Below are 24,536 nucleotides of genomic sequence, written 5' to 3' on the forward strand. Positions count from 1 at the left end.
CCCTACGCCCTCAGCCGCGGTGGAGGCGGTTCGCCGCTCCCACGGCGCGGAGCACGGCGGCCGCCTTGTTGCGGCACTCCAGGTCCTCCAGCTCGGGCACCGAATCCGCGACCACACCGGCTCCGGCCTGCACGTACGCCGTCCCGTCGCGCAGCAGCGCGGTGCGGATGGCGATCGCCGTGTCGGAGTCGCCCGCGAAGTCGAGGTAGCCGACGCAACCGCCGTACAGGCCCCGGCGGGAAGGCTCCAGCTCCTCGATGATCTGCATGGCGCGCGGCTTGGGGGCGCCCGAGAGGGTGCCGGCCGGGAAGCAGGCGGTGAGCACGTCGAAGGCGGTCTTGCCCTCGGCGACCCGCCCGGTGACGGTGGAGACGATGTGCATGACGTGCGAGTAGCGCTCGATGCTCATGAAGTCCACGACCTCGACCGAGCCCGGCTCGCAGACCCGGCCCAGGTCGTTGCGGCCGAGGTCGACGAGCATCAGGTGCTCGGCGCGCTCCTTGGGGTCGGCCAGCAGCTCGTCGGCGAGCTCGTTGTCCCGTTGCGGGGTCGCGCCGCGGTGGCGGGTGCCGGCGATCGGGTGGACCATGGCCCGCCCGTCCTCGACCTTGACCAGCGCCTCGGGGCTGGACCCGACCACGTCGAAGCCGTTCTCGAAGCGGAACAGGTACATGTACGGGGACGGGTTCGTGGCCCGCAGCACCCGGTACACGTCCAGCGCGGAGGCGCTGCAGGGGGTCTCGAACCGCTGCGAGGGGACCACCTGGAAGGCCTCGCCGGCCCGGATGCGCTCCTTGACGTCCTCGACGGCGGCCTGGAACTGCTCGCCGCCCCAGAGCGCCTCGAAGGCGGGCAGCTCGGACTCCGGGAGCGGGGCCGGTGCGTAGGGCGCGGGCCGGGCGAGGTCCGCCTCCATCGCATCGAGGCGGGCCACGGCGTCGGCCCAGGCCTCGTCGGCGCCGGTGTCGAGCGCGTTGTGGTTGATCGCGTTGGCGATCAGCAGGACCGTGCCGTCCCAGTGGTCGAGGACCGCCAGGTCGGAGGTGAGCAGCATGGTGAGCTCGGGGAGCTCCAGGTCGTCGGTGGTGTGCTCGCCGATGCGCTCCAGCCGGCGGACGATGTCGTAGCCCAGGTAGCCGACCATGCCGCCGGTGAAGGGGGGCATCCCGCCCGCGAGGTCGCGGGGGGTGTGCAGGGCCTCGACGGTGGCGCGCAGTGCCTGGAGCGGGTCGCCGTCCGTGGGGACGCCGACGGGCGGGGTGCCGATCCAGTGCGCCTGGCCGTCCTTGACGGTCAGGGTGGAGTCGCTGCGGACGCCGACGAAGGAGTAGCGGGACCAGGAGCGGCCGTTCTCGGCGGATTCGAGGAGGAAGGTGCCCGGGCGTTCGGCTGCCAGCTTCCGGTAGAGCCCGACGGGGGTGTCCCCGTCGGCCAGGAGCCGGCGGCTCACGGGGATGACGCGGCGGTCGGCCGCGAGCTTGCGAAACGTCTCAAGATCCATGGCGTGGGAACCTAACGGGTTATTCGGCGGCCAGCGGAAGGACATCGGCGTCGAAGCACGTGCGGGCGCCGGTGTGGCAGGCGGCGCCGACCTGGTCGACCTTGACGAGGAGGGTGTCCGCGTCGCAGTCGAGGGCCACCGACTTCACGTGCTGGACGTGGCCGGAGGTGTCCCCCTTGACCCAGTACTCCTGGCGGCTGCGCGACCAGTACGTGCAGCGGCCGGTGGTCAGGGTGCGGTGCAGGGCCTCGTCGTCCATCCAGCCGAGCATGAGCACCTCGCCGGTGTCGTACTGCTGGGCGATGGCCGGTACCAGACCGTCCGCGGAGCGCTTGAGGCGGGCGGCGATGGCGGGATCGAGTGAGGACGTACTCATGCGGGCCATTGTGCCGCGTGATCGGGCCCGGAACGGATCACCGTCCGCCTGATGGGCACGCACGGGGCGGCGTCCGGCCGTAGGCTGTCGCGCATGTCTACCCATGCGAAGCGTGAACGCCTGCTGCTGGCGGACCTGTTGGAGGCGGCCGGGCCGGAGGCGCCGACGCTGTGCGAAGGCTGGCGGGCGCGGGAGCTGGCGGCGCACGTGGTGGTCCGGGAGCGGCGCCCGGACGCGGCGGGCGGCCTGCTGCTGAACGCGCTCAAGGCCCGCCTGGACCGGGCGATGGCGGAGTACGCGGCCAAGCCGTACGAGGAACTCATCCAGCTGATCAGGACGGGGCCGCCGCGGATGTCGGTGTACTCGCTGAAGCAGATCGACGAGGCCGCCAACGCGGTGGAGTTCTACGTCCACGCCGAGGACGTGCGGCGCGCGCAGCCCGACTGGTCGCCGCGGGCGCTGGACCCGGTGTTCTCGGACGCGCTCTGGTCCCGGCTGGAGAAGCTGGCCCGCCTCACCGGCCGGCGCTCCCCGGTCGGCCTGGTCCTGCGCCGCCCGGACGGGCGGACGGCGGTGGCGCACAAGGGGGTGCCGGTGGTGACGGTCACGGGGGAGCCGGGCGAACTGACGCTGTTCTGCTTCGGCCGGCAGGACGCGGCGGCGGTGGAACTGGAGGGCGAGAAGGAAGCGGTGTCCCGCCTGACCCGGGCCCAGCTGGGCATTTGACCGGCTGGCCGGAGGCGTAGCCAAACCCAGCCTCGCCGGCGTTTGAGGCGCGGGGGTCCGGGGGCTGGCCCCCGGCAACGGACCCGCACCCGAAGGGCCACCGCCGGCGATTGAGGCGCCGGGGTCCGGGGGGCGACCCCCGGACCCCGGGGGCCATCAGCGGACCGGGTGGCCCGCTTCGCGGAGGGCGGACTTGACCTCGGAGATGCGCAGGTCGCCGAAGTGGAACACCGAGGCCGCGAGGACGGCGTCGGCGCCCGCCGCGATGGCCGGCGGGAAGTGCTCCAGCTTCCCGGCGCCGCCGGAGGCGATCACCGGGACGGTGACGTGCTCGCGGACCGCCGCGATCATCTTGGTGTCGTAGCCGTCCTTCGTGCCGTCGGCGTCCATCGAGTTGAGGAGGATCTCCCCGGCGCCGAGTTCGGCGGCGCGGTGGGCCCACTCGACGGCGTCGATGCCGGTGCCCTTGCGGCCACCGTGGGTGGTGACCTCGAAGGAGCCGGAGGCCGTGCGGCGGGCGTCGACGGACAGCACCAGGACCTGCCGGCCGAAGCGTTCGGCGATCTCCTGGATCAGCTCCGGGCGGGCGATGGCGGCCGTGTTCACGCCCACCTTGTCCGCGCCGGCCCGCAGCAGCTTGTCGACGTCGTCCGCCGTGCGGACGCCGCCTCCCACCGTCAGGGGGATGAAGACCTGCTCGGCGGTGCGGCGCACCACGTCGTAGGTGGTCTCGCGGTTGCCGGAGGAGGCGGTGATGTCCAGGAAGGTCAGCTCGTCGGCGCCCTCGGCGTCGTACAGCTTGGCCATCTCCACCGGGTCGCCGGCGTCGCGCAGGTTCTGGAAGTTGACGCCCTTGACGACCCGGCCGTTGTCCACGTCCAGGCAGGGGATCACGCGTACGGCGAGGCTCATCCGGCCACCGCCTTGTACGCCTCGACCTCCACCTCGACGACCATCGACGGGTCGACGAAGCCGGAGACGATGATCATCGAGGCGGCGGGGCGGACGGCGTCGAAGAGGGTCTTGTGGGCGCGGCCCACCTCGTCCACGTCCCGGGCGTGCGTGAGGTACATCCGGGTGCGGACGACGTCCTCGGGGCCGAGCCCGGCCTCGGCGAGCGCCTTGAAGGCGACCTCGAAGGCCTTGACGGCCTGGTCGTACGGGCCGCCCGCGTCGGCCGCGGTGCAGCCGGAGACGAGGACGAGGCCGTTGGAGAGGGCGACGGCGCGCGAGTAGCCGATGACGTCCTCGTAGGGGCCGCCGGAGGAGATGCGGCGTACGTCTGCGGAGCTCATGCGGAGACCACCTTCAGGGCTTCTTCCAGGGTGAAGGCCTTGGCGTACAGGGCCTTGCCGACGATCGCGCCCTCGACGCCCTCGGGGACCAGCGCGGACAGCGCGCGCAGGTCGTCCAGGCAGGAGATGCCGCCGGAGGCGACGACGGGGCGGTCGGTGGCGGCGCAGACGTTCTTCAGCAGCTCCAGGTTGGGGCCGGTGAGGGTGCCGTCCTTGCCGATGTCGGTGACGACGTAGCGGGCACAGCCCTCGGAGTCCAGGCGGGCGAGGGTCTCGTAGAGGTCGCCGCCCTCGCTGGTCCAGCCGCGGCCCTTGAGGGTGGTGCCGCGCACGTCCAGTCCGATGGCGATCTTGTCGCCGTGCTCGGCGATGGCCTTGGCGGCCCACTCGGGGGTCTCCAGGGCGGCGGTGCCGAGGTTCACCCGGGTGCAGCCGGTCGCGAGGGCCGCGGCGAGCGAGGCGTCGTCGCGGATGCCGCCGGACAGCTCGACCTTGATGTCCATGGCGCGGGTGATCTCGGCGACCAGGGCGCGGTTGTCGCCGGTGCCGAAGGCGGCGTCCAGGTCGACGAGGTGCAGCCATTCGGCGCCGGAGCGCTGCCAGGCGAGGGCCGCCTCCAGCGGGGAGCCGTAGGAGGTCTCGCTGCCGGAGACGCCGTGGACGAGGCGCACGGCCTGGCCGTCGCGGACGTCGACCGCGGGGAGGAGCTCAAGCGTCTTCATCAGAGGGTCTCGATCCAGTTGGTGAGCAGCTGGGCACCGGTGTCACCGGACTTCTCGGGGTGGAACTGGGTGGCCCACAGGGCTCCGTTCTCCACGGCCGCGACGAAGGGACGGCCGTGGGTGGCCCAGGTGACCTTGGGCGCGCGGATGGCCGGGTTGGTGACCTCCAGGCTCCATTCGTGCGCCGCGTAGGAGTGGACGAAGTAGAAGCGGGCGTCGGCGTCGAGCCCGGCGAAGGCCTGGCTGTCGGCGGGCGCGTCCACGGTGTTCCAGCCCATGTGGGGGACGACGGGGGCCTTGAGCGGGCCGACCGTGCCGGGCCACTCGTCGAGGCCCTCGGTCTCCACCCCGTGCTCGATGCCGCGCTCGAAGAGGATCTGCATGCCGACGCAGATGCCCATGACCGGGCGTCCGCCGGAGAGGCGGCGGCCGATGATCCAGTCGCCGCGGGCGTCCTTGAGGCCCTGCATGCAGGCCGAGAAGGCGCCGACGCCGGGGACCAGGAGGCCGTCGGCGTCCATCGCCTTGTCGTAGTCGCGGGTGATCTCGACGTCGGCGCCGACGCGGGCGAGGGCCCGCTCGGCGGAGCGGACGTTGCCGAAGCCGTAGTCGAAGACGACGACGTTCTTTGCTGCGCTCATTCCCAGATTCCTTGGATTCGCAGGACTCCGGCCGCGAGGCACATCACGGAGCCGAGGGCGAGCAGGATGATGACCGACTTGGGCATCTTCTGCTTCTGGAAGGAGTAGACGCCCCCGGCCAGGAACAGGCCGAGGACGATCAGGATGGTGTTGAGGCCGTTCACGGCTAGAGGGCGCCCTTCGTGGAGGGCAGGATCCCGGCGGCGCGCGGGTCGAACTCCGCGGCGTAGCGCAGGGCCCGGGCGAGGGCCTTGAACTGGCACTCCACGATGTGGTGGGCGTTGCGGCCGTACGGGACGTGGATGTGCAGGGCGATCTGGGCCTGCGCCACGAAGGACTCGAAGATGTGCCGGGTCATCGTCGTGTCGTACTCGCCGATCATCGGCGCCATGTTCTCGGGCTCGGTGTGCACGAGGTAGGGGCGGCCGGAGAGGTCGACGGTCACCTGGGCGAGGGACTCGTCCAGCGGGACGGTGCAGTTGCCGAAGCGGTAGATGCCGACCTTGTCGCCGAGGGCCTGCTTGAAGGCGGCACCGAGCGCGAGGGCGGTGTCCTCGATGGTGTGGTGGCTGTCGATGTGCAGGTCGCCGTCGGTCTTGACGGTGAGGTCGAAGAGTCCGTGGCGGCCGAGCTGGTCGAGCATGTGGTCGTAGAAGCCCACGCCGGTCGAGACGTCGACCTTGCCGGTGCCGTCGAGGTTTATCTCGACGAGGACCGAGGTCTCCTTCGTGGTCCGTTCGACCCGTCCGATGCGGCTCATGCCTGCTGCTCCTTCTTCAGTGCGCGAACCGCTTCCAGGAACGCGTCGTTCTCGGCCGGGGTGCCGGCGGTGACCCGCAGCCAGCCCGGTACGCCGTTGTCCCGGACCAGGACGCCCTGGTCGAGGATCTTCTGCCAGGCGGTGTGCGAGTCGTCGAACTTCCCGAACTGGATGAAGTTCGCGTCGGACTCGGTGACCTCGTAGCCGATGGCCCGCAGCTCGGTGACGAGGCGGTCCCGTTCGGCCTTGAGCTGCTCGACGTAGCCGAGCAGGGTGTCGGTGTGCTCCAGGGCGGCCAGCGCGGTCGCCTGGGTGACGGCCGACAAGTGGTACGGCAGGCGCACCAGCTGGACGGCGTCGACCACGGCGGGGTGCGCGGCCAGGTAGCCCAGGCGCAGGCCGGCGGCGCCGAAGGCCTTGGACATGGTCCGGGAGACCACCAGGTTGGGGCGGCCCTCGATCAGCGGCAGGAGCGAGTCCCGGTGGCTGAACTCCACGTACGCCTCGTCCACGACCACCAGGGAGGGCTTGGCCTCCTGAGCGGCCTCGTAGAGGGCGAGGACCGTCTCGGCCTCGACCGCCGTGCCGGTGGGGTTGTTGGGCGAGGTGATGAAGACGACGTCGGGGGCGTTCTCGGCGATGGCCTGCTCGGCCGCCTCCACGTCGATGGTGAAGTCGTCCCGGCGCGGGCCGGAGATCCAGCCCGTGCCCGTGCCGCGGGCGATCAGCGCGTGCATCGAGTACGAGGGCTCGAAGCCGATCGCGGTGCGCCCGGGGCCGCCGAAGGTCTGGAGCAGCTGCTGGAGGACCTCGTTGGAGCCGTTGGCGGCCCAGACGTTCTCCTTGGCGACGGGGTGCTTGCCGGTACGGGTGAGGTAGGCGGCCAGTTCCGTGCGCAGCTCGACCGCGTCCCGGTCGGGGTAGCGGTTGAGGGTGCGGGCGGCGTCGGTCACGCGCTCGGCGATGCGCCGGACCAGCTCCTCGGGGAGCTGGTACGGGTTCTCGTTGGTGTTCAGCTGGACGGGTACGTCGAGCTGGGGGGCGCCGTACGGGGTCTTGCCGCGCAGTTCGTCCCGGATGGGGAGGTCGTCGATCCCGAAACTCACTGGGTGGGCACCTTCCATCCGAAGCGGGCCTTGAGGGCCGCGCCGTGCGCGGGCAGGTCCTCGGCCTCGGCGAGGGTCACCACGTGGTGGGTGACCTCGGCGAGGGCGTCCCGCGTGTAGTCGACGATGTGGATGCCGCGCAGGAAGGACTGCACGGACAGGCCGGAGGAGTGGCAGGCGCAGCCGCCGGTGGGCAGCACGTGGTTCGAGCCGGCGCAGTAGTCGCCGAGGGAGACCGGGGCCCAGGGGCCGACGAAGATCGCGCCGGCGTTGCGGACGCGGGCGGCCCACGCGGCGGCGTCGGCGGTCTGGACCTCCAGGTGCTCGGCGCCGTACGCGTCGACGACCTTGAGACCGTCCTCCAGGCTGTCGACCAGGACGATCGCGGACTGCCTGCCCGCGAGGGCGGGCTTGATCCGGTCCTCGACGTGCTTGGTGGCCGCGACCTGCGGCTCCAGCTCCTTCTCGACTGCGGCGGCGAGCTCCTCGGAGTCCGTGACGAGCACGGCGGCGGCCAGCGGGTCGTGCTCGGCCTGGCTGATCAGGTCGGCGGCGACGTGCACCGGGTCGGCCGTGGAGTCCGCGAGGACCGCGATCTCGGTGGGGCCGGCCTCGGTGTCGATGCCGATCTTCCCGGTGAAGTAGCGCTTGGCGGCGGCGACCCAGATGTTGCCGGGGCCGGTGACCATGTTGACCGGCAGGCAGTCCTGCGTGCCGTACGCGAACATCGCGACGGCGACGGCGCCGCCGGCCGCGTACACCTCGTCCACGCCGAGCAGGGCGCAGGCGGCGAGGATCGTCGGGTGCGGCAGACCCCCGAACTCCTTCTGCGGCGGGGACGCGAGCGCGATCGACTCGACGCCCGCCTCCTGGGCCGGTACGACGTTCATCACGACGGAGGACGGGTACACGGAGCGGCCGCCCGGGGCGTACAGGCCCACGCGCTCGACCGGAACCCACTTCTCGGTCACGGTGCCGCCGGGGACCACCTGGGTGGTGTGCTCGGTGCGGCGCTGGCTGCGGTGCACGATCCGGGCGCGCCGGATGGACTCCTCCAGGGCGGCGCGGACCGCCGGGTCCAGCGCGTCGAGGGCGGCCTCGATCGCCTCGGCGGGCACCCTGACCTGCTCCAGCTCCACCCCGTCGAACTTCCGCGCGTACTCGATCAGCGCCGCCGTGCCACGATGATGGACGTCCTCGCAGATGGGCCGCACTTTCTCCAGTGCGGCTTCCACGTCGAACTCGGCACGGGGCAGCAGATCGCGCAGGGCGCCACCCTCGGGGAGGGTGTCACCGCGCAGGTCGATACGAGAGATCACGTCCCAATTCTCTCAGACCGGCTCCCGCCACCGTTCGCCCGTATCACTGGCTGATACACGTCCCGGATGTCACGGCCGCCCCGTAGCGTTTCCCGTACACGCACGTGACAGCGGGGGGCTGCCATGACCGAAACGCAGGTGGACGGGCGACCGGGTGACCTGACCGACGCCGAACACCGCATGTGGCAGACCTTCCGGGCGGGCACCGTCTGCGACCTCAGTGCCCGGGTGGCCGAGCTGGACGACCCGCACGGCGACGCGGAGTGGGGTCCCGAGCGCCGGGTCCGGGCGGAGGTCGTCGCCCTGCTCCTGCTGGCCGGACCCGAGCCCGTCCCGGGCCGCGTCGGATGCCTGAAGCTGCGCGGCGCGCAGATCACCGGGCGCCTCGACCTGTCCGGCGGCACGGTGCCCCCGTACGTCGAGATCCGGGCGTGCCGCTTCGACGGGGAGATACAGCTCTCCGAGACCCGTTTCGGCACCCTGCGCCTGGACGACTGCGCCGTCCCCCGCATCGAGGCGGCCCGGCTGCACACCGAGGGGGACCTGCACCTGGCGCGCTGCCGGGTGGCGCGCGGGATCCGGCTGACCGACGCGCAGATCGGCACCGACCTGCTGATCAGCCAGGCCGTCTTCCAGCGGGACAACCGGGGGCGGGCGATCGCCGCCGACGGGATGGCGGTCGCACAGGACGTCCAGGCCGACATGGTGGAGACGTACGGGGAGGTGAGCCTGCGCGGGGCCAAGGTGGGCGCCTCGATGAGCCTGCGCGGGGCGCGGCTGCGCAACCCGTACGGCCGGCGCGCGCTGAACGCCCCGACCCTGACCGTCGAGCGGACCCTGTACCTGACCTCCGTCGGCCTGCCCCGCGAGGCGCCCGATCCGGCGCGCCCGTACGACTGGGCCCAGACCCCCACGCGCGGAGGGCCGGAGCGGCGCTTCGAGTGCCGGGGCGGGATGCGGCTGGACGACGGCCGTTTCGGGGACTCCGTCGACTTCTACGGGGCCCGGTTCGACCTCCGGCCCGATCAGGAGGTCTCCCTGCGGCGGATCCAGACCCCGGAGCTGCGCTTCGTCGGCGAGGCGCCGGAGCGGGGCCGGGTGGTGGTGTCGGGGGCGAAGGTGGTCAAGCTGGTCGACCGCTCCACGAGCTGGCCCGGCCCCGGCCGGCTGTCCATGGAGGGCTTCGTCTACGAGGACCTCGCCCCGCGGGGCCACTTCCCGCTGGCCCGCCGCCTGGAGTGGGTGGCGGCGGCCACCCCCGAGTACTCCCCGGAGCCCTACGAGCGGCTCGCGTCGGTACTGCGGGACGGCGGGGAGGACGCGGACGCCCGCGAGGTGCTGGTCGCCAAGCAGCGGCGGCGCCGGAGCACCCTGCCGCCCGCGGCCAGGGCCTGGGGGTACCTCCAGGACTGGACGGTGGTGTACGGCTACCGGCCGGGGCGGGCGGCGCTGTGGATGGCGGTGCTGTGGGCGGCCGGCGCCCTGCTGTTCTCCGGCCACCGGCCCGAGCCGATCAAGGCGGACGAGCACCCGCAGTGGAACGCCGCCCTGTACGCGCTCGATCTGCTGCTGCCGGTGATCGATCTCGGCCAGGAGGGCCAGTGGAAGGTGCAGGGCGGCTGGCAGTGGGCCGCGGCGGCCCTCGTCCTGCTGGGCTGGATCCTGGCCACGACGGTCGCCGCGGGCGCGTCCCGGCTGCTGCGGCGGGGGTGACGGCCCGGGCCGTCCGGCCACTACCCTGTGCCTCGTGACCACCGTTCGCCTGCCACTCTTCCCGCTGAACCAGGTTCTGTTCCCGGGCCTCGTGCTGCCGCTCAACGTCTTCGAGGAGCGGTATCGCGCCATGATGCGCGAGCTGCTGAAGACCGGGGAGGACGAGCCGCGCCGGTTCGCCGTCGTCGCGATCCGCGACGGCCGGGAGGTGGCCCCCACCGCGCCCGGCCTGCCCGACCCGACGGCACTGCCCGCGCGGGGTCCGGCGGCGGGCTTCGGCGCGGACCCGATCCAGGCGTTCCACCGGGTGGGCTGCGTCGCGGACGCGGCGACGATCCGGGAGCGGGAGGACGGCACGTTCGAGGTGCTGGCCACCGGCACGACGCGGGTGCGGCTGCTGTCGGTCGACGCGTCGGGGCCGTTCCTGGTCGCCGAGCTGGAGGAGCTCGCGGAGGACGCGGGCGACGGTGCGGGGGCCCTTTCGGAGGGGGTCCTGCGGGCCTTCCGCAGCTACCAGAAGCGTCTGGCCGGGGCCCGTGAGCGGACCCTGACCTCGACGCCGGACCTGCCGGACGAGCCCTCGGTGGTCTCCTACCTGGTGGCGGCCGCCGCCGTGCTGGACATCCCGGCCAAGCAGCGCCTCCTGCAGGCCCCGGACACCGCGACGAGGCTGGCGGAGGAGCTGAAGCTGCTGCGTACCGAGACGGCGGTGATCCGGCACCTCCCGTCCCTCCCCGCGGTGGACCTGACCCGCGCCCCGACGAGCCCGAACTGAAGGCATGGCGAAGAAGCAGAAGCAGCAGACGGCGGGCACTCCGGCGATCGTCGCCCTGACGGCGGCCGGAGTGGACTTCACCACGCACGCCTACGAGCACGACCCGGCCCACCCCTCCTACGGGGAGGAGGCCGCCGAGGCCATGGGCGTCTCCCCGGACCGGGTCTTCAAGACGCTCGTCGCGGACGTCGACGGGGTCCTCACGGTGGCGGTGGTCCCGGTCTCGGGCTCGCTGGACCTGAAGGCCCTGGCGGGCGCGGTGGGCGGCAAGCGGGCGGCGATGGCCGACCCCGCGCTGGCGGAGCGCACCACGGGCTACGTCAGGGGCGGCATCTCCCCGCTGGGGCAGCGCAAGCGGTTGCGCACGGTGCTGGACGCGTCCGCGTCCGCGCACCCCACGATCTGCGTCTCGGCCGGGCGCCGGGGCCTGGAGGTCGAGCTCTCCCCCACCGCCCTGACCACCCTCACGGGGGCCACGGTGGCCCCGGTCGCCCGCCCTTAGCCTGGCCGGCTGTTTCCCCGCTCCTGGGGCTCCGCCCCGGACCCCGCGCCTCAAGCGCCGGCGCGGCTGAATGACCCGTGCGGGTCAGGACACGGCGCTCCGCGCCCGCGCCTCAAGCGCCGGCGGGGCTGGAATTGCCCTGCGGGCAATCCAGCCGCCGCCAGGTACATCCAGCCCCGCCAGGCGGAAATCCAGCCCCGCCGGCGTTTGAGGCGCGGAGGTCCGGGGGCGGAGCCCCCGAAGGGTCCGGGCGGAGCCCGGGGAACGGGGGAAGGGCGGGTCGGGGACCAGCTCCGCGCAGCGGCACCTGGCCCCCCGGGGGGTCAGGGCGCGGAGCGCGGGGGTTCCGACGGGGTCGGGTCCATGTGGACGTGCTCCGGCGGGTACGCGCCGTACCACTCGGCGCCCGGCGACGGGTCCCGCGGACCCCAGACGGCGGTCAGCCCGAGGTGGACGGCGACGGCCGTCATCGGCCACACCAGCAGCACCCCGTACGCCAGCACCTGCAGCGGCGCGTCGAACGGCACCCCCTTGCCGGCCTTCGCGGCAGCCGCCGGCACGTCGGAGCCGGGGCCGAGCCACAGCCCCACCCGCCACCCCACCAGCGCGGCGAAGCCCGCCCCGAGGGCCAGCCCGATCACCAGGGGTACGCCCCCGCGCCGGCGCCACAGGAACACGCCGAGCGCGCTCAGCACCCCGAACCCCATCGCCAGCAGGAAGAACGTCCCGTCGGCCCCGATCCGCGCCTCGCTCTCGGTGTCGCGCAGGAAGACGGCCTCGCCGTTGGAGACGTACTGGACGCGCGGCGCCAGCCACGCCCACAGCAGCCCGAGGAGTACCCCGGCCACGCCCACCACGAAGGTGACGGCGGCCCCGTCACGGATGTCCGCGGGGGTGACGGCGGCCTCCGGCTTCGGGAGGTCGGGGAGGTCGGAGGGAGACGACGGCGGCGTCACGGCTTCGGTCACCCCCACATCGTGCCAGGTACGCCCGGCGACGGCGTCAGCGGACCGCCGCCCGCCGGTAGGCCCAGGTGGCCACGGTCAGGGACAGCAGCCCGACGGCCCCGCACACCCCGAGGTCGAGGGCGACCGCCGACCAGTGCGGGTGCGGGGCGAAGGTCTCCGCGAAGGCCTGCACCCCGTAGGTGGACGGCAGCAGGTCCCGCGCCCAGACGACGGGTCCCGGCATCCGCTCCGGCGGCAGCACCCCCAGCAGCAGCGCCGCCGACATGCCCAGCTGCCCGGCCAGCGTGGCCAGCTCCTGGCGCGGGGCGAGCAGCCCCAGCGCGGCGCCGAGCCCGGCGAGGGCGGCCCCGGCGAGCGGCACCACGGCGGCCAGGATCCACAGCCCGCCCATCGGCAGCCCGAACAGCACGCAGCCGAAGACGGCCGTGACCAGGGTGCCCGGCAGGGTGAAGGAGGCGTACGCGGCTGCCGCGCCCAGCACCACCGAGGCGGGCGGCACCGGCAGGGTGGCGTAGTGGTCCAGCCCGCCGCTCGCCCGGAGCTGCCCGAAGTACTGCGCGAGCAGGTTCAGCGCGACGAAGGCGACCACCAGCACGGACGAGCCGGCGACGACGGCGCGCGCCTCGGAACCGCCGCCCCCGTCGACCACGCCCCGCATCAGGATCATGATCCCGACGGACTGGAAGGTGGCCACGAACAGCAGCGGGATCCGCGCCACGCGCGCCCGGGACAGCTGCGCCCGGTAGACGGCGGCGAGCGCGGGGAAGAAGCGGGCGCGGGGCGCGAGCACCCCGGGTACCGCGGCAGCGATGTCGGTCACGACTTGACCAGACCCTTCATCCGTCCACCCAGCGCGAGGTAGACGTCCTCCAGGCTCGGCGTGGCCAACGTGAAATCGTCGAGGGCGGCGAAGGCCGGACCGCCGGTGACGGCGGCGACGGCCGCGCGGGCCTCGTCCTGGCCCAGCCGCAGCACCCAGCGCCGCCCGGACTCGGCCGCCCGCGGGGCGAGCTCCGCGACCTCGGGGACCTCCAGCGGCGGGGCGGTGCGCCACACCAGCTCCAGGCGGACCTCGTCGGAGACGCGGGCCTTGAGCCCGGAGGGGGTGTCGCAGGCGATGACCTTGCCCTGGTCGATGACGGCGACCCGGTCGAGGACGGTCTCGGCCTCGATGACGTTGTGGGTGACCAGCAGGACGGTGGCGCCGTGGTGCTCGCGGCGCCGGTCCACGGCGGCCCACACGGCGCGCCGGGCGACGGGGTCCATGCCGGTGGTGGGCTCGTCCAGGACGAGCACGGCCCGCTCGCCGACCAGGGCCGACGCGAAGCAGGCGAGGCGGCGCTGGCCGCCGGAGAGCTTCTTCAGGGGGCGCCCGGCGATCGCGGTCAGCCCCAGTTCCTCCAGCACCTCGTCCCGCGCGGTCCGCGCGTCGCGCGCGCCGAGTCCGCGCAGCCGGCCGGTGGTCTCGGCGGCCAGGGAGACGGTGAGCTCGTCGAGGGCGGTGGACTCCTGGCCGAGGTAGGCGAGGAGGCGGGCGGCCCGCTCGGGGTGGCGCACGAGGTCGTGGCCGAGCAGGGTGACGGCGCCCTCGTCGGGCCGCATCAGCCCGGTCAGCTGGCGGACCAGGGTGGACTTGCCGGCGCCGTTGGGGCCGAGCAGGCCGAAGATCTCGCCGCGCCGGACCTCCAGGGAGATCCCGTCGTTGGCCCGGGTCTCGGGCAGGGCGGGGGCCCCGCGCCGGCCGCGCACCGCCGGGTACGTCTTGACCAGGTCACGCACCGCGCAGACCACGTCGGAAGCCGTTCCGGCGGCCGCTGCCGTGGGGTGCCCTGCCTGTGCTGTGCCCGTACTCACGAGGGAGCAGCCTACGCGGCTTCCGCCCCTACTCGGCCGCCGGGGTCGGCGGGCCGGAGGGCACCGGGGCGCCCGCCGTGCCCGGTGCGGCGCCGACGTGCTCGGCCGCCGCGCGGACGTCGATCTCGCGCCAGAACCCGGCGCGGATGGCGTAGCGGTCGTGTTCGTCGATCTGGTCGTCCTTGTGCGCGAGGAGTCCGAACCGGGCGGCGTAGCGGAGCAGCTCCCCGTCGATGCGGTGCGGGACGCGCGGGTACATGGTGGACAGTTTCTGCAGGTGGACCGTCTCCGGGAGGCGTTCCATCCAGCGGCGGGCGAACACCTGGCCGACTTCGAACGGGTCGCCGCCGACGGTGGTGATGTCCTCCTCGCGGTCCGCCCAGCGCTGTTCGGCGCTGGTGAGCTGGGCGAGGGTGGGCAGCGAGGCGGTCTCCGCCGGTTCGCCGAGCGGTCCGGCGCGGTCGATCCAGCCCCGGTCGGAGGACCAGCGCAGGGCGCTGCCGGCCGGGGCCGGGGTGCTCTGGACCTGCCGGTCGGCCGGGGCCGGGCCGGGGGCGCGCAGCGAGGCGAGGTCCTTGGGGGTGGGGACGGGCTTGGCGCCTTCGGTGGCGGGCGCCGGTACGGGTGCGCCGTTCGGGGGGTTGGCGGGGGCTTCCCGGTCGGCGGTGCCCGGGGCGGCGCCGTTGCCGTTGCGGGCGGCTTCGGCGAGGGCCGCCTCGGGCAGGGGCGCGGAGAGGATCGCGGCGATCTCGGGGCGCGGGGCGGGCGGCGGGGGGCAGAGCCCGGCCAGGTCGCGGGCGCGGACGGCCCGGGTGATCCAGGCCCGGTCCAGGACGCGGCGTTCGTCGGCTTCGGCGACGAGGTCCTCGGACTGGTTGTAGTCGCCGTCGGCGGCCTGGACGGCCCACAGGTGGACGGCGACCCCGTGTTCCTTGGCGGACATCAGGCCGGGGAGCAGGTCGCCGTCGCCGGTGACCAGGACCACGTCGGAGCAGGCCCGGTTGCGGGCGAGTTCGGTGAGTTCGGCGTGCATGGCGGCGTCCACGCCCTTCTGCGCCCAGCGGCCGTCGCTGCGGGTCAGGGCGCCGAGGCGGACGGTGACCCGGGGCATGACGCGCAGCCGGCGGTGTTCGGGCTGCGGCACCCGGTCGGGGGCCCCGTCGAACCAGTAGATCCGCAGGAGGGGCTGCTCGGTGTCGGCCTCGGCCCGCTCGCGCAGGCCCTGGATGAGGGCGGTGTGGTCGACGGTGATGCGGGAGCGGGAGGGCTCTCCGGCGAGGAGGCTCGCGGCGGCGCCGAGCAGGTATCCGGCGTCCACCAGGACGACGCAGCGGTCCACGCGTTCCACCCTCTTCCGTGGGGTTCCCAGGGGGTACTCGTTAGGTTTTCCCCGAGTCTGCCCGACCGCAAGGGTGTTGACGGCCGGAACTCGATCATCGGCGTGGCGGATCTCCCGGCGGGCCGGACGAGGGGCTCCACTACGCGCAGTAATGATCCAAAATGCGTGGGTTGTGCGGGTGTGTGAGTGTGAAGGCGGCCCTGGCCCCTACACCCCCCACGGAGGCATCCCATGGCCAAGAACAAGAACCAGAAGCAGCCGGCCAAGCAGCAGCCGCGATCGGCGCAGGATCCGTCGAAGGCGTCGATGGAGTCCGCGCCGGACGAGCGCTCCTCCCAGTCGCCGAGCCCGCTGGACATGGCCCACAAGGGCAAGCAGAAGCGCTTCGGCCACAACTGACGCCGCGGCCCGCTTACGCGCGAGGGCGCGCCCGGATCTCCGGGCGCGCCCTCGCTCTCGCGTGGCCGCGGGTCCGCGCGTACGGACGCGGGCCCGTTCGGTCTAGCCGGCCAGGCAGGAGGGGCCGAGGAGCACCTTGAGGTCGCCGAAGAGCGCCGGGTCGGGCTGGACCCGGTGCCGGTCCAGGCGCAGCACGGTGGTGGTCCGCGGGCCCTGGAGCTTGATCCGCACCTCGGTGTTGCCCTTGTGGTGGCGCAGGATCTCGCCCAGACGGGTCACCATCGGCGGGGTGACCTTGACGGTCGGGATGGTGAGGACGACGGGGGCGTTGGTCCCGGCGGAGGAGAGGTCGGGGACCATCATCTCCATGGCGACGAGCCGGGGGACGTCCTCGCGCTTGTCGAGGCGGCCCTTGACGAAGACGACCGTGTCCTCGACCAGCTGGGTGGAGACGAGCTGGTACGTCGCGGGGAAGAACATGCACTCGATGGATCCGGCGAGGTCCTCGACGGTGGCGATGGCCCAGGCGTTGCCCTGCTTGGTCATCTTGCGCTGGAGGCCGGAGATGATGCCGCCGATGGTGACGACGGCGCCGTCGGAGTGCTCGCCGCCGGTCAGCTGGGAGATCCCGGCGTCGGTCTTGTCGGAGAGGACGTGCTCCAGGCCGAAGAGCGGGTGGTCGGAGACGTACAGGCCGAGCATCTCGCGCTCCTGGGCGAGCAGGTAGGACTTCTCCCACTCCACGTCGGAGAACTCCACGTCGAGGCCGAAGCCGGGCTCGTCGCTCGCGCCCTCGTCACCCATTCCGCCGAAGAGGTCGAACTGTCCCTCGGCCTCCTTGCGCTTGACGGCGACCACGTTGTCGATCATCGGCTCGTGGTGGGCGACCAGACCCTTGCGGGTGTGGCCCATCTCGTCGAAGGCTCCGGCCTTGATCAGCGACTCGACGGTGCGCTTGTTGCAGACGACGGCTTCGACCTTGTCCAGGAAGTCGGGGAAGGTGGAGTACTTCCCCTTGCTCTTCCTGGTCTTGATGATCGACTCGACGACGTTCTGGCCGACGTTGCGCACGGCGGTGAGGCCGAAGAGGATCACGTCGTCGCCCTGGGCGGCGAAGTTCGGCTCGGACTCGTTGACGTTCGGCGGGAGCACCTTGATGCCCATGCGCCGGCACTCGTTCAGGTAGATCGCGGACTTGTCCTTGTCGTCCTTGACCGAGGTGAGGAGCCCCGCCATGTACTCCGCCGGGAAGTTCGCCTTGAGGTAGGCGGTCCAGTAGGAGACCAGGCCGTACGCGGCCGAGTGGGCCTTGTTGAAGGCGTAGCCGGCGAAGGGGACCAGGACGTCCCAGAGCGCCTTGATCGCCGCGTCGCTGAAGCCCTTGCCCCTGGCGCCCTCCTCGAAGATGACGAAGTTCTTCGCCAGTTCCTCGGGCTTCTTCTTGCCCATCACGCGGCGCAGGATGTCGGCCTCGCCGAGCGAGTACCCGGCGATGATCTGGGCGGCCTTCTGGACCTGCTCCTGGTAGACGATCAGGCCGTAGGTGACCGCGAGCACCTCTTCGAGCGGCCCTTCCAGCTCCGGGTGGATCGGGGTGATCTCCTGCTGCTTGTTCTTGCGCAGGGCGTAGTTCGTGTGCGAGTTCATGCCCATCGGGCCCGGCCGGTACAGGGCCGAGACGGCGGAGATGTCCTCGAAGTTGTCCGGCTTCATCAGGCGCAGCAGGGAGCGCATGGGGCCGCCGTCGAACTGGAAGACGCCGAGGGTGTCGCCGCGGCCGAGCAGTTCGAAGGTCTTGGGGTCGTCGAGCGGGAGGGCCAGGAGATCGATGTCGATCCCCTTGTTGGCCTTCACCATCTTGACGGCGTCGTCCATGATCGTGAGGTTGCGCAGGCCCAGGAAGTCCATCTTCAGCAGGCCGAGCGACTCGCAGCTCGGGTAGTCCCACTGGGTGATGGTGACGCCGTCGGTGTGCCGCACCCAGACGGGCACGTGGTCGGTGATCGTCTCGCTGGACATGATCACGCCGGCGGCGTGCACGCCCATCTGGCGGACCAGGCCCTCCACGCCGCGGGCGGTGTCGATGACCTTCTTCACGTCCGGCTCGTTCTCGTACATCCCGCGGATCTCGCCGGCCTCGCCGTAGCGGGGGTGCTGCGGGTCGAGGATGCCGGAGAGCGGGATGCCCTTGCCGAGGACGTCGGCGGGCATGGCCTTGGTGAGGCGGTCGCCCATGGCGTACGGGTAGCCCAGGACGCGCGCGGAGTCCTTGATCGCGTTCTTGGCCTTGATCGTGCCGTACGTGCCGATCATGGCGACCTTGTCGGCGCCGTACTTCTCGGTCACGTACCTGATCACCTCGACGCGCCGACGCTCGTCGAAGTCGATGTCGACGTCGGGCATGGAGACGCGCTCGGGGTTCAGGAACCGCTCGAAGATCAGGCCGTGGGTGAGGGGGTCGAGGTCGGTGATGCCCATGGCGTAGGCGACGATCGAACCGGCCGCGGAGCCTCGGCCGGGGCCCACCGCGATGCCCTGGTTCTTGGCCCACATGATGAAGTCGGCGACCACGAGGAAGTAGCCCGGGAAGCCCATCGAGATGATCGTGTCCATCTCGTACTCGGCCTGCTGCATCCGGTCGTCCGGGATGCCCCCGGGGTAGCGGCGGTGCATGCCGCGCATGGTCTCCTCGCGGAACCAGCTGACCTCGGTGTGACCGTCCGGGATGTCGAACTTCGGCATGAGGTTGCGGAACTTGAACATGCCCTCGGTGTCGATCTGGTCCGCGACCAGCCGGGTGTTGGCGCAGCCCTCCTGCCAGGCGTCCGAGGAGTCGATCGCGTACATCTCGTCGGTCGACTTGAGGTAGTAGCCGGTGCCGTCGAAGCGGAAGCGGTCCGGGTCCGAGAGGTTCTTGCCGGTCTGGATGCAGAGCAGGGCGTCGTGCGCGGTGGCCTCGCTCGCGTACGTGTAGTGCGAGTCGTTCGTGACCAGCGGCGGGATGCCGAGCTTCTTGCCGATCTCCAGCAGGCCGTCGCGGACCCGGCGCTCGATCTCGATGCCGTGGTCCATCAGCTCCAGGAAGTAGCGGCCCTCGCCGAAGATGTCCTTGTAGTCGGAGGCGGCCTGCACGGCCTCGTCGAACTGGCCGAGGCGCAGCCTGGTCTGCACCTCGCCGGACGGGCAGCCGGTGGAGGCGATCAGGCCCTCGGACCACTTGGACATGGTCTCCTTGTCCATCCGCGGCCACTTCGTGAGCCAGCCCTCGGCGTACGCGTCGGAGGACAGCCGGAAGATGTTGTGCAGGCCGGTGGCGTTCGAGGCCCAGATGGTCTTGTGGGTGTAGCCACCGGAACCGGACACGTCGTCGCGCTTCTGGTGGGGCTGGCCCCACTGGATGCGCCGCTTGTTGCGCCGGGACTCGGGTGCGACATATGCCTCGATGCCGATGATCGGGGTGATCCCGGCCTTCTGGGCGGTGTGGAAGAAGTCGTACGCCCCGTGGAGGTTGCCGTGGTCGGACATCGCGATGTGCGTCATGCCCATCTCGTTGCACGCGTTGAACATGTCCTTCAGCCGCGCGGCACCGTCCAGCAGCGAGTACTGGGTGTGGACGTGCAGGTGCGTGAACGGCGTCTTGGTCACGGTGGGAGCCTCCGGGGGGAGAGAGGGGCGGCAGCTTTGAATCCTACGTCTCCCGGCTGACACAAACGGGGCACCGACCGGTACCTTCATCCGTTGCAGACCCAAGGACACCTGTCCGAAATGCGATCCCGTACGTGATCGACCAGCGCCATCAGGAGGATCCGCCATGGCGGTACCCGAGACGACCGACGAGCAGCGCGCCGAGCAGATACTCGACGTGTTCGACACAGCCTTCGGAGAGCTGCTCGCGGCCGACCCCGCCGCCTTCCAGGTCAAGTTCCGGAAGATGGCGGCCTCGGCCTTCGCCTTCTACCGGGGCACCGCCTGCCTCTTCTACGCCGACCTGGAGCGCGACCGGCACGGCGGCCCGTACCTGGACGAGCAGACGGGCCGGGTGTGGATCCACGGCGACCTGCACGCCGAGAACTTCGGCACGTACATGGACTCCAACGGCCGGCTCGTCTTCAACGTCAACGACTTCGACGAGGCCTACGTCGGCCCCTTCACCTGGGACCTGAAGCGCTTCGCCGCCTCCGTCGCCCTGATCGGCTACACCAAGGCCCTCGGCGACGACCAGATCAGCGAGCTGGTGCGGGTCTACGCGGACGCCTACCGGGAGCGGATCCACCACCTGGCGGCCGGGGCCAAGCACGAGGAGGTCCCCTCCTTCACCCTGGACACCGCCGAGGGCGCGCTGCTCTCCGCCCTGCGCTCGGCCCGCTCCCGCACCCGCTTCTCCCTGCTGGACTCCATGACGGAGATCCGCGACCACGAGCGCCGCTTCTCCGACGGCGGGGGCGCGATCGAGCTGGACGCGGCCACCCGGTACAAGGTGCTGGCCGCCTTCGACGGGTACCTGGAGACCCTGCCCGAGGAGTCCCTGGTCCGCCCGGACTCCTACCGGGTCAAGGACGTCGTGGGCCGCCGGGGCGTGGGCATCGGCTCGGCCGGCCTGCCCTCGTACAACATCCTGCTGGAGGGGCACAGCGACGCCCTGGAGAACGACGTCGTGATCTACCTCAAGCAGGCGCAGACCCCGGCCGTGTCCCGGCACATCACCGACCGGGCGGTGCGCGAGTACTTCGAGCACGAGGGCCACCGCACGGTGATCTCGCAGCGCGCCCTCCAGGCCCACGCCGACCCGTGGCTGGGCTGGACGGAGCTGGACGGGGCCGGGCAGCTGGTCGCGGAGGTCTCCCCGTACGCGGTGGACCTGGACTGGTCCGACCTGGACGACCCGGAGGAGATCGCGGCGGTCGTCGCGGACCTGGGCCGGGCCACGGCCACCATGCACGCGGCGGCCGACGCCGCGGAGAGCGGCCAGTCCCTGGTCCCCTTCTCCACCGAGCGGGCCATCGACGCGGCGATCGCCGCCGACGAGGAGGGTTTCGCGACGCTCCTGGTGGACTTCGCGCACGCCTACGGGGCCCGGGCGCGCGCCGACCACCAGATCTTCGTGGACCTGTTCCGCAACGGCCGGATCATGCCGTAGTCCCACCGCCGCGGCGGCCCGGGGCCCTGGATTCACAGGGAGGCATGAAAGACTCGCGACGATGGACATATCAGGGGCAGGACCGAGGGCACTGCGTGCCGCGCTGTTCAGCGCGCTCGTCGTGCTGCTCTCGGCGGGCTCCCACGTGCTCCTGTCCCGGGTCCCGCTGCCGCCCCTGCTGGCCGCCGGGGCCTTCGCGGGGGTCTTCGCGATCGCGTTCGCGCTGGCGGGCCGCGAGCGGGGCTTCGGGCCGATCGCCGGGCTGCTGGTCCCGCTGGAACTGGCCGCCGACACGGTCTTCACCGCCGGGCAGCGCGTCTGCTACGGCCCGGCGGGCGGTCCGGTCTCCGGGCCGCTGCACGCGCTGGGCCTGGACGGGCTGTGCGGCGGGACCCCGGTGGGCGGCCCGCTGACCACGGTGGGCGGACCCGTCGGCGATCCCGCCGTCCTGCTGGCCGCCCCCGGGCCGTGGACGCCCTGGCTGCTGCTGGGCGGGCACGTCGGCGTCGGGCTGCTGGCCGCCGCGTGGCTGCGGCACGGCGAGCGGGCCCTGGCCCGGCTGCTGCGTGCGGTGGCCGCCCTGGCGTTCCGGCCGCTGCTGCTGGCGGTCGCCTCGGTGACGGCGGGCGCCGGGCCCGCCGGGCGGGCGCTGCGCCCGCGGTTCCCGGGCACGGCCGCCCGTACCCGCTTCCCGGCGCATTCCGTGGGACGGAGGGGACCTCCCGTACGCGCGGCGCTCGCGAGCGCCTGACGTACGTACGGCAGTCCCCTCCCCTCGTCCTTCCACGTCCCACGGAGATCGTCATGAGTGCACGCAACAGCCAGCAGAACAAGGCCGCCGCCCGCGAGAAGCTGCGCATAGAGCGCGAGAAGCAGGCCAAGAAGGACAAGGCGCGCCGCCAGGTGTTCGTGGCCGGCGGGATCGTCGCCGTCCTGGCCCTGGCGGCGGGCGTCGGCTACCTGGTCGTCAAGGGCAGCGAGCCCGGCCACTGGGAGAAGGCCGCCGACGCCACCCTGGTCAAGCCGAAGAACACCGAGGGCGCGGACGGCCTGACCGTCGTCATCGGCAAGCCCGAGGCCAAGAAGACCCTGGAGATCTACGAGGACTCCCGCTGCCCGGCGTGCGCCGCCTTCGAGCAGTCCTCCGGCGAGCAGGTCAAGAAGGACGTCGACGCCGGCAAGTACAAGCTCCGGTACTTCGGTGCCACCTTCATCGACAACGCGTCGAAGGGCGAGGGCTCGAAGAACGCGCTGAGCGCGCTGGGCGCGGCGCTGAACGTCAGCCCGCAGGCCTTCCTCGACTACAAGGCCGCGCTGTACTCCAAGGACCTGCACCCCGACGAGAGCGTCGACAGCTTCGCCAAGGACGACTACCTGATCAAGGTCGCGGACACGGTTCCGGCGCTCAAGGGCAACGCCGAGTTCAAGAAGGCCGTCGAGGACGGTACGTACGACCGGTGGGCGATGGACATGTCGAAGGCCTTCAACAAGTCCGGGGTGACGGGCACCCCGACGCTGAAGATGGACGGCAAGAAGATCGACACCCCGGCGACGCCGGAGGCCTTCACGGCCGCGATCGACAAGGCCCTGGCCGGCTGATCCGTCCACATCCGGCCGCAATTGGGCGGACAACGGGTGGGTGAACTCCCAGAGTTCGCCCACCCGTTCCCTTTTCGTGACTGTTCCTGGCTGAATACCGATCAGTAATATGACCGCCCGTGACCAGTCATCTCACCCCCTCCGCCGACGGCGCCGCCACGGCCGCCCGCCCGGCACATCCGCGCCGCCGTTCGGTCGTCCTGGCCGCCGCCGCCACGGCCGCGCTCGCGCCGATCGCCGCGCTCGGCGCCTCCGCCGCCCACGCGGCCGGATCCGCCCCCGCCTTCCTGCACGGCGTCGCCTCGGGCGACCCGCTGCCCGACGGGATCCTGCTGTGGACCCGCGTCACCCCGACCGCGGAGTCCGTCCCCGGCTCCGGCCTCGGCCCGGACACCGCGGTGGGCTGGGAGGTGGCCGAGGACAAGGCCTTCTCCCGGATCGTCGCGAGCGGTTCCGTCACCGCCCGCGCCGCCGCCGACCACACCGTCAAGGCCGACGTGCGCGGACTGCGCCCGCAGACCCCGTACTGGTACCGGTTCACCGCCGGCGACGCCGTCTCCCCGGCCGGACGGACCCTGACCGCCCCGGCCGCCGACACCCGCACCCCGGGCGTGCGCTTCGGCGTGGTGTCCTGCGCCAACTGGGAGTCCGGCTACTTCTCGGCGTACCGGCACCTGGCCGCCCGCGCCGACCTGCACGCGGTCCTGCACCTGGGCGACTACATCTACGAGTACGCCACCGGGACCTACCCGGAGGCCAAGTACGTCGTGCGCCCGCACGAGCCCCGCAACGAGATCGTCTCGCTGGCCGACTACCGCACCCGGCACGGCAAGTACAAGACGGACGCCGACCTCCAGGCCCTGCACGCGGCGCACCCGATCGTCGCCATCTGGGACGACCACGAGTTCGCCAACGACTCCTGGTCCGGCGGCGCGGAGAACCACACCCCCGGCGCCGAGGGCGACTGGGCGGCCCGCGCGGCCGCCGCCAAGCAGGCCTACTTCGAGTGGATGCCCGTCCGCCCCTCCATCGCGGGTACCGTCTACCGGCGACTGCGCTTCGGCACCCTCGCCGACCTGCACCTGCTGGACCTGCGCAGCTTCCGTTCGCAGCAGGCGAAGGTCGGCAGCGGCTCGGTGGACGACCCCGAGCGCACCATCACCGGACGGGCCCAGCTGGACTGGCTCAAGGCCGGGCTGGCGTCCTCGAACGCGTCCTGGCAGCTGGTGGGCACCTCGGTGATGATCTCGCCGCTGGCCTTCGGCGCGCTGCCCGCGCACCTGCTGAAGCCGCTCACCAAGCTGCTCGGCCTGCCCGAGGGTGGAATAGCGATCAATGTGGATCAGTGGGACGGCTACACGGACGACCGCAAGGAACTCCTGGGCCACTTGAAGGAGAAGAACATCAAGAACACGGTGTTCCTGACCGGCGACATCCACATGTCGTTCGCGAACGAGCTCCCGGTGGAGAAGGCTACGTACCCGGGCTCCGGGACGGCGGCGACCGAGTTCGTGGTGACCTCGGTGACCTCCGACAACCTCGACGACACGCTGCACGTCCTGCCGGACACCCTGTCGCTGGTCGCGGAGTCGGCCGTCAAGGCCGCGAACTGGCACGTCAAGTGGGTGGACATGGACGCCCACGGCTACGGCGTCCTGGACGTGACGGCCGAGCGCTCGCAGATGGACTACTACGTGGTTTCGGACAAGCGGCGCCAGGACGCGACCTCCTCCTGGCAGCGCTCGTACCGCACGCCGAGCGGCACGCAGAAGGTGGAGCGGGCCGACCGCCCGGTTTACTGACG

General features: G+C 72.1%; 24 protein-coding genes. 9 read left to right on the forward strand and 15 right to left on the reverse strand.

What is annotated here, in order from left to right:
• Positions 1–10 precede the first annotated feature (10 nt).
• Positions 11–1,501 carry an anthranilate synthase component I gene (locus ABZW32_RS11420; protein WP_356214250.1) on the reverse strand — a complete coding sequence of 497 codons (1,491 nt, stop codon included), beginning with the start codon at positions 1,499–1,501 and terminating at the stop codon, positions 11–13.
• 19 nt (positions 1,502–1,520) lie between these two features.
• Positions 1,521–1,886 (reverse strand): phosphoribosyl-AMP cyclohydrolase, encoded by a 366-nt coding sequence (gene hisI / locus ABZW32_RS11425; protein ID WP_356214252.1) that lies wholly within the window; start codon positions 1,884–1,886, stop codon positions 1,521–1,523.
• Positions 1,887–1,970: 84 nt separating this feature from the next.
• On the opposite strand from hisI, the gene ABZW32_RS11430 reads away from it, so the two are divergent.
• On the forward strand, positions 1,971–2,603 hold the full coding sequence (locus ABZW32_RS11430; protein WP_356214254.1) for a TIGR03085 family metal-binding protein: 633 nt from the start codon (positions 1,971–1,973) through the stop codon (positions 2,601–2,603).
• Between the two features lie 156 nt (positions 2,604–2,759).
• On the opposite strand, the gene hisF is transcribed toward ABZW32_RS11430, so the two are convergent.
• From hisF to hisD, 8 genes are read right to left on the reverse strand one after another with little or no spacing between them, the layout of a single operon-like run.
• Positions 2,760–3,515, reverse strand: a complete 756-nt coding sequence (hisF, locus tag ABZW32_RS11435) for an imidazole glycerol phosphate synthase subunit HisF (protein WP_356214256.1) — start codon at positions 3,513–3,515, stop codon at positions 2,760–2,762.
• On the reverse strand, positions 3,512–3,898 hold the full coding sequence (locus tag ABZW32_RS11440; protein ID WP_356214258.1) for a RidA family protein: 387 nt from the start codon (positions 3,896–3,898) through the stop codon (positions 3,512–3,514). Before ABZW32_RS11440 ends, hisF begins: the two co-directional genes overlap by 4 nt.
• Positions 3,895–4,620: a bifunctional 1-(5-phosphoribosyl)-5-((5-phosphoribosylamino)methylideneamino)imidazole-4-carboxamide isomerase/phosphoribosylanthranilate isomerase PriA gene (gene priA / locus ABZW32_RS11445; RefSeq protein ID WP_356214260.1), complete on the reverse strand. Its 726-nt coding sequence runs from the start codon at positions 4,618–4,620 to the stop codon at positions 3,895–3,897. Before priA ends, ABZW32_RS11440 begins: the two co-directional genes overlap by 4 nt.
• Complete coding sequence (hisH, locus tag ABZW32_RS11450) at positions 4,620–5,261, reverse strand: imidazole glycerol phosphate synthase subunit HisH (RefSeq protein WP_266838543.1); 642 nt, start codon at positions 5,259–5,261, stop codon at positions 4,620–4,622. Before hisH ends, priA begins: the two co-directional genes overlap by 1 nt.
• Entirely contained in the window at positions 5,258–5,425 is a 168-nt protein-coding gene (locus tag ABZW32_RS11455) for a hypothetical protein (RefSeq protein WP_266838544.1), read from the reverse strand. Before ABZW32_RS11455 ends, hisH begins: the two co-directional genes overlap by 4 nt.
• Before the next feature lie 2 nt (positions 5,426–5,427).
• Entirely contained in the window at positions 5,428–6,021 is a 594-nt protein-coding gene (gene hisB / locus ABZW32_RS11460; protein WP_030155936.1) for an imidazoleglycerol-phosphate dehydratase HisB, read from the reverse strand.
• Positions 6,018–7,127: a histidinol-phosphate transaminase gene (locus ABZW32_RS11465; protein ID WP_356214263.1), complete on the reverse strand. Its 1,110-nt coding sequence runs from the start codon at positions 7,125–7,127 to the stop codon at positions 6,018–6,020. The genes hisB and ABZW32_RS11465 overlap by 4 nt, the downstream gene beginning before the upstream one ends.
• Positions 7,124–8,446: a histidinol dehydrogenase gene (gene hisD, locus ABZW32_RS11470; protein WP_356214265.1), complete on the reverse strand. Its 1,323-nt coding sequence runs from the start codon at positions 8,444–8,446 to the stop codon at positions 7,124–7,126. The genes ABZW32_RS11465 and hisD overlap by 4 nt, the downstream gene beginning before the upstream one ends.
• 123 nt (positions 8,447–8,569) lie before the next feature.
• Here hisD and ABZW32_RS11475 point away from each other — a divergent pair, with 123 nt between their 5' ends.
• From ABZW32_RS11475 to ybaK, 3 genes are read left to right on the forward strand one after another with little or no spacing between them, the layout of a single operon-like run.
• Complete coding sequence (locus ABZW32_RS11475) at positions 8,570–10,159, forward strand: oxidoreductase (RefSeq protein ID WP_356214267.1); 1,590 nt, start codon at positions 8,570–8,572, stop codon at positions 10,157–10,159.
• 34 nt (positions 10,160–10,193) lie between these two features.
• The gene (locus ABZW32_RS11480) at positions 10,194–10,934 is read left to right on the forward strand and encodes an LON peptidase substrate-binding domain-containing protein (protein WP_356214269.1); all 741 of its coding nucleotides are present in this window, start codon (positions 10,194–10,196) and stop codon (positions 10,932–10,934) included.
• Positions 10,935–10,938: 4 nt separating this feature from the next.
• The gene (gene ybaK, locus ABZW32_RS11485; protein ID WP_356214271.1) at positions 10,939–11,436 is read left to right on the forward strand and encodes a Cys-tRNA(Pro) deacylase; all 498 of its coding nucleotides are present in this window, start codon (positions 10,939–10,941) and stop codon (positions 11,434–11,436) included.
• 323 nt (positions 11,437–11,759) lie between these two features.
• On the opposite strand, the gene ABZW32_RS11490 is transcribed toward ybaK, so the two are convergent.
• The 4 genes from ABZW32_RS11490 to ABZW32_RS11505 are packed head-to-tail and all read right to left on the reverse strand — an operon-like array spanning position 11,760 to position 15,606.
• On the reverse strand, positions 11,760–12,410 hold the full coding sequence (locus ABZW32_RS11490) for a hypothetical protein (RefSeq protein WP_356214273.1): 651 nt from the start codon (positions 12,408–12,410) through the stop codon (positions 11,760–11,762).
• Between the two features lie 28 nt (positions 12,411–12,438).
• Complete coding sequence (locus ABZW32_RS11495) at positions 12,439–13,224, reverse strand: ABC transporter permease (RefSeq protein WP_356214275.1); 786 nt, start codon at positions 13,222–13,224, stop codon at positions 12,439–12,441.
• On the reverse strand, positions 13,221–14,258 hold the full coding sequence (locus tag ABZW32_RS11500; RefSeq protein ID WP_356214277.1) for an ABC transporter ATP-binding protein: 1,038 nt from the start codon (positions 14,256–14,258) through the stop codon (positions 13,221–13,223). The genes ABZW32_RS11495 and ABZW32_RS11500 overlap by 4 nt, the downstream gene beginning before the upstream one ends.
• A 28-nt stretch (positions 14,259–14,286) precedes the next feature.
• Positions 14,287–15,606, reverse strand: coding sequence for an NYN domain-containing protein (locus tag ABZW32_RS11505; RefSeq protein WP_356214278.1), 1,320 nt, complete (start codon positions 15,604–15,606; stop codon positions 14,287–14,289).
• A 222-nt stretch (positions 15,607–15,828) separates the two neighbouring features.
• Between ABZW32_RS11505 and ABZW32_RS11510 the strand changes: the two genes are divergently transcribed.
• Positions 15,829–15,996 (forward strand): hypothetical protein, encoded by a 168-nt coding sequence (locus tag ABZW32_RS11510; RefSeq protein WP_167456802.1) that lies wholly within the window; start codon positions 15,829–15,831, stop codon positions 15,994–15,996.
• A gap of 102 nt (positions 15,997–16,098) precedes the next feature.
• On the opposite strand, the gene dnaE is transcribed toward ABZW32_RS11510, so the two are convergent.
• A complete protein-coding gene (dnaE, locus tag ABZW32_RS11515; RefSeq protein WP_356214280.1) occupies positions 16,099–19,641 on the reverse strand; it encodes a DNA polymerase III subunit alpha in 3,543 nt (1,180 codons plus the stop codon).
• A gap of 166 nt (positions 19,642–19,807) precedes the next feature.
• Here dnaE and ABZW32_RS11520 point away from each other — a divergent pair, with 166 nt between their 5' ends.
• From ABZW32_RS11520 to ABZW32_RS11535, 4 genes are all read left to right on the forward strand, one after another.
• Complete coding sequence (locus ABZW32_RS11520; RefSeq protein ID WP_356214282.1) at positions 19,808–21,133, forward strand: DUF2252 domain-containing protein; 1,326 nt, start codon at positions 19,808–19,810, stop codon at positions 21,131–21,133.
• 61 nt (positions 21,134–21,194) lie between these two features.
• Entirely contained in the window at positions 21,195–21,884 is a 690-nt protein-coding gene (locus tag ABZW32_RS11525) for a hypothetical protein (RefSeq protein ID WP_356214284.1), read from the forward strand.
• Between the two features lie 53 nt (positions 21,885–21,937).
• Positions 21,938–22,732 (forward strand): DsbA family protein, encoded by a 795-nt coding sequence (locus ABZW32_RS11530; protein WP_356214286.1) that lies wholly within the window; start codon positions 21,938–21,940, stop codon positions 22,730–22,732.
• A 119-nt stretch (positions 22,733–22,851) separates the two neighbouring features.
• The gene (locus ABZW32_RS11535; RefSeq protein WP_356214288.1) at positions 22,852–24,534 is read left to right on the forward strand and encodes an alkaline phosphatase D family protein; all 1,683 of its coding nucleotides are present in this window, start codon (positions 22,852–22,854) and stop codon (positions 24,532–24,534) included.
• Positions 24,535–24,536: the final 2 nt, after the last annotated feature.

This window comes from Streptomyces sp. NPDC004667 (assembly GCF_040609475.1).
GTDB lineage: Bacteria > Actinomycetota > Actinomycetes > Streptomycetales > Streptomycetaceae > Streptomyces.

Coding starts and splice junctions, on each gene's coding strand:
- ABZW32_RS11420 (WP_356214250.1), bottom strand. CDS start 1,501: ATGGATCTTGAGACGTTTCGCAAGCTCGCGGCCGACCGCCGCGTCATC.
- hisI (WP_356214252.1), bottom strand. CDS start 1,886: ATGGCCCGCATGAGTACGTCCTCACTCGATCCCGCCATCGCCGCCCGC.
- ABZW32_RS11430 (WP_356214254.1), top strand. CDS start 1,971: ATGTCTACCCATGCGAAGCGTGAACGCCTGCTGCTGGCGGACCTGTTG.
- hisF (WP_356214256.1), bottom strand. CDS start 3,515: ATGAGCCTCGCCGTACGCGTGATCCCCTGCCTGGACGTGGACAACGGC.
- ABZW32_RS11440 (WP_356214258.1), bottom strand. CDS start 3,898: ATGAGCTCCGCAGACGTACGCCGCATCTCCTCCGGCGGCCCCTACGAG.
- priA (WP_356214260.1), bottom strand. CDS start 4,620: ATGAAGACGCTTGAGCTCCTCCCCGCGGTCGACGTCCGCGACGGCCAG.
- hisH (WP_266838543.1), bottom strand. CDS start 5,261: ATGAGCGCAGCAAAGAACGTCGTCGTCTTCGACTACGGCTTCGGCAAC.
- hisB (WP_030155936.1), bottom strand. CDS start 6,021: ATGAGCCGCATCGGACGGGTCGAACGGACCACGAAGGAGACCTCGGTC.
- ABZW32_RS11475 (WP_356214267.1), top strand. CDS start 8,570: ATGACCGAAACGCAGGTGGACGGGCGACCGGGTGACCTGACCGACGCC.
- ybaK (WP_356214271.1), top strand. CDS start 10,939: ATGGCGAAGAAGCAGAAGCAGCAGACGGCGGGCACTCCGGCGATCGTC.
- ABZW32_RS11510 (WP_167456802.1), top strand. CDS start 15,829: ATGGCCAAGAACAAGAACCAGAAGCAGCCGGCCAAGCAGCAGCCGCGA.
- ABZW32_RS11520 (WP_356214282.1), top strand. CDS start 19,808: ATGGCGGTACCCGAGACGACCGACGAGCAGCGCGCCGAGCAGATACTC.
- ABZW32_RS11525 (WP_356214284.1), top strand. CDS start 21,195: ATGGACATATCAGGGGCAGGACCGAGGGCACTGCGTGCCGCGCTGTTC.
- ABZW32_RS11530 (WP_356214286.1), top strand. CDS start 21,938: ATGAGTGCACGCAACAGCCAGCAGAACAAGGCCGCCGCCCGCGAGAAG.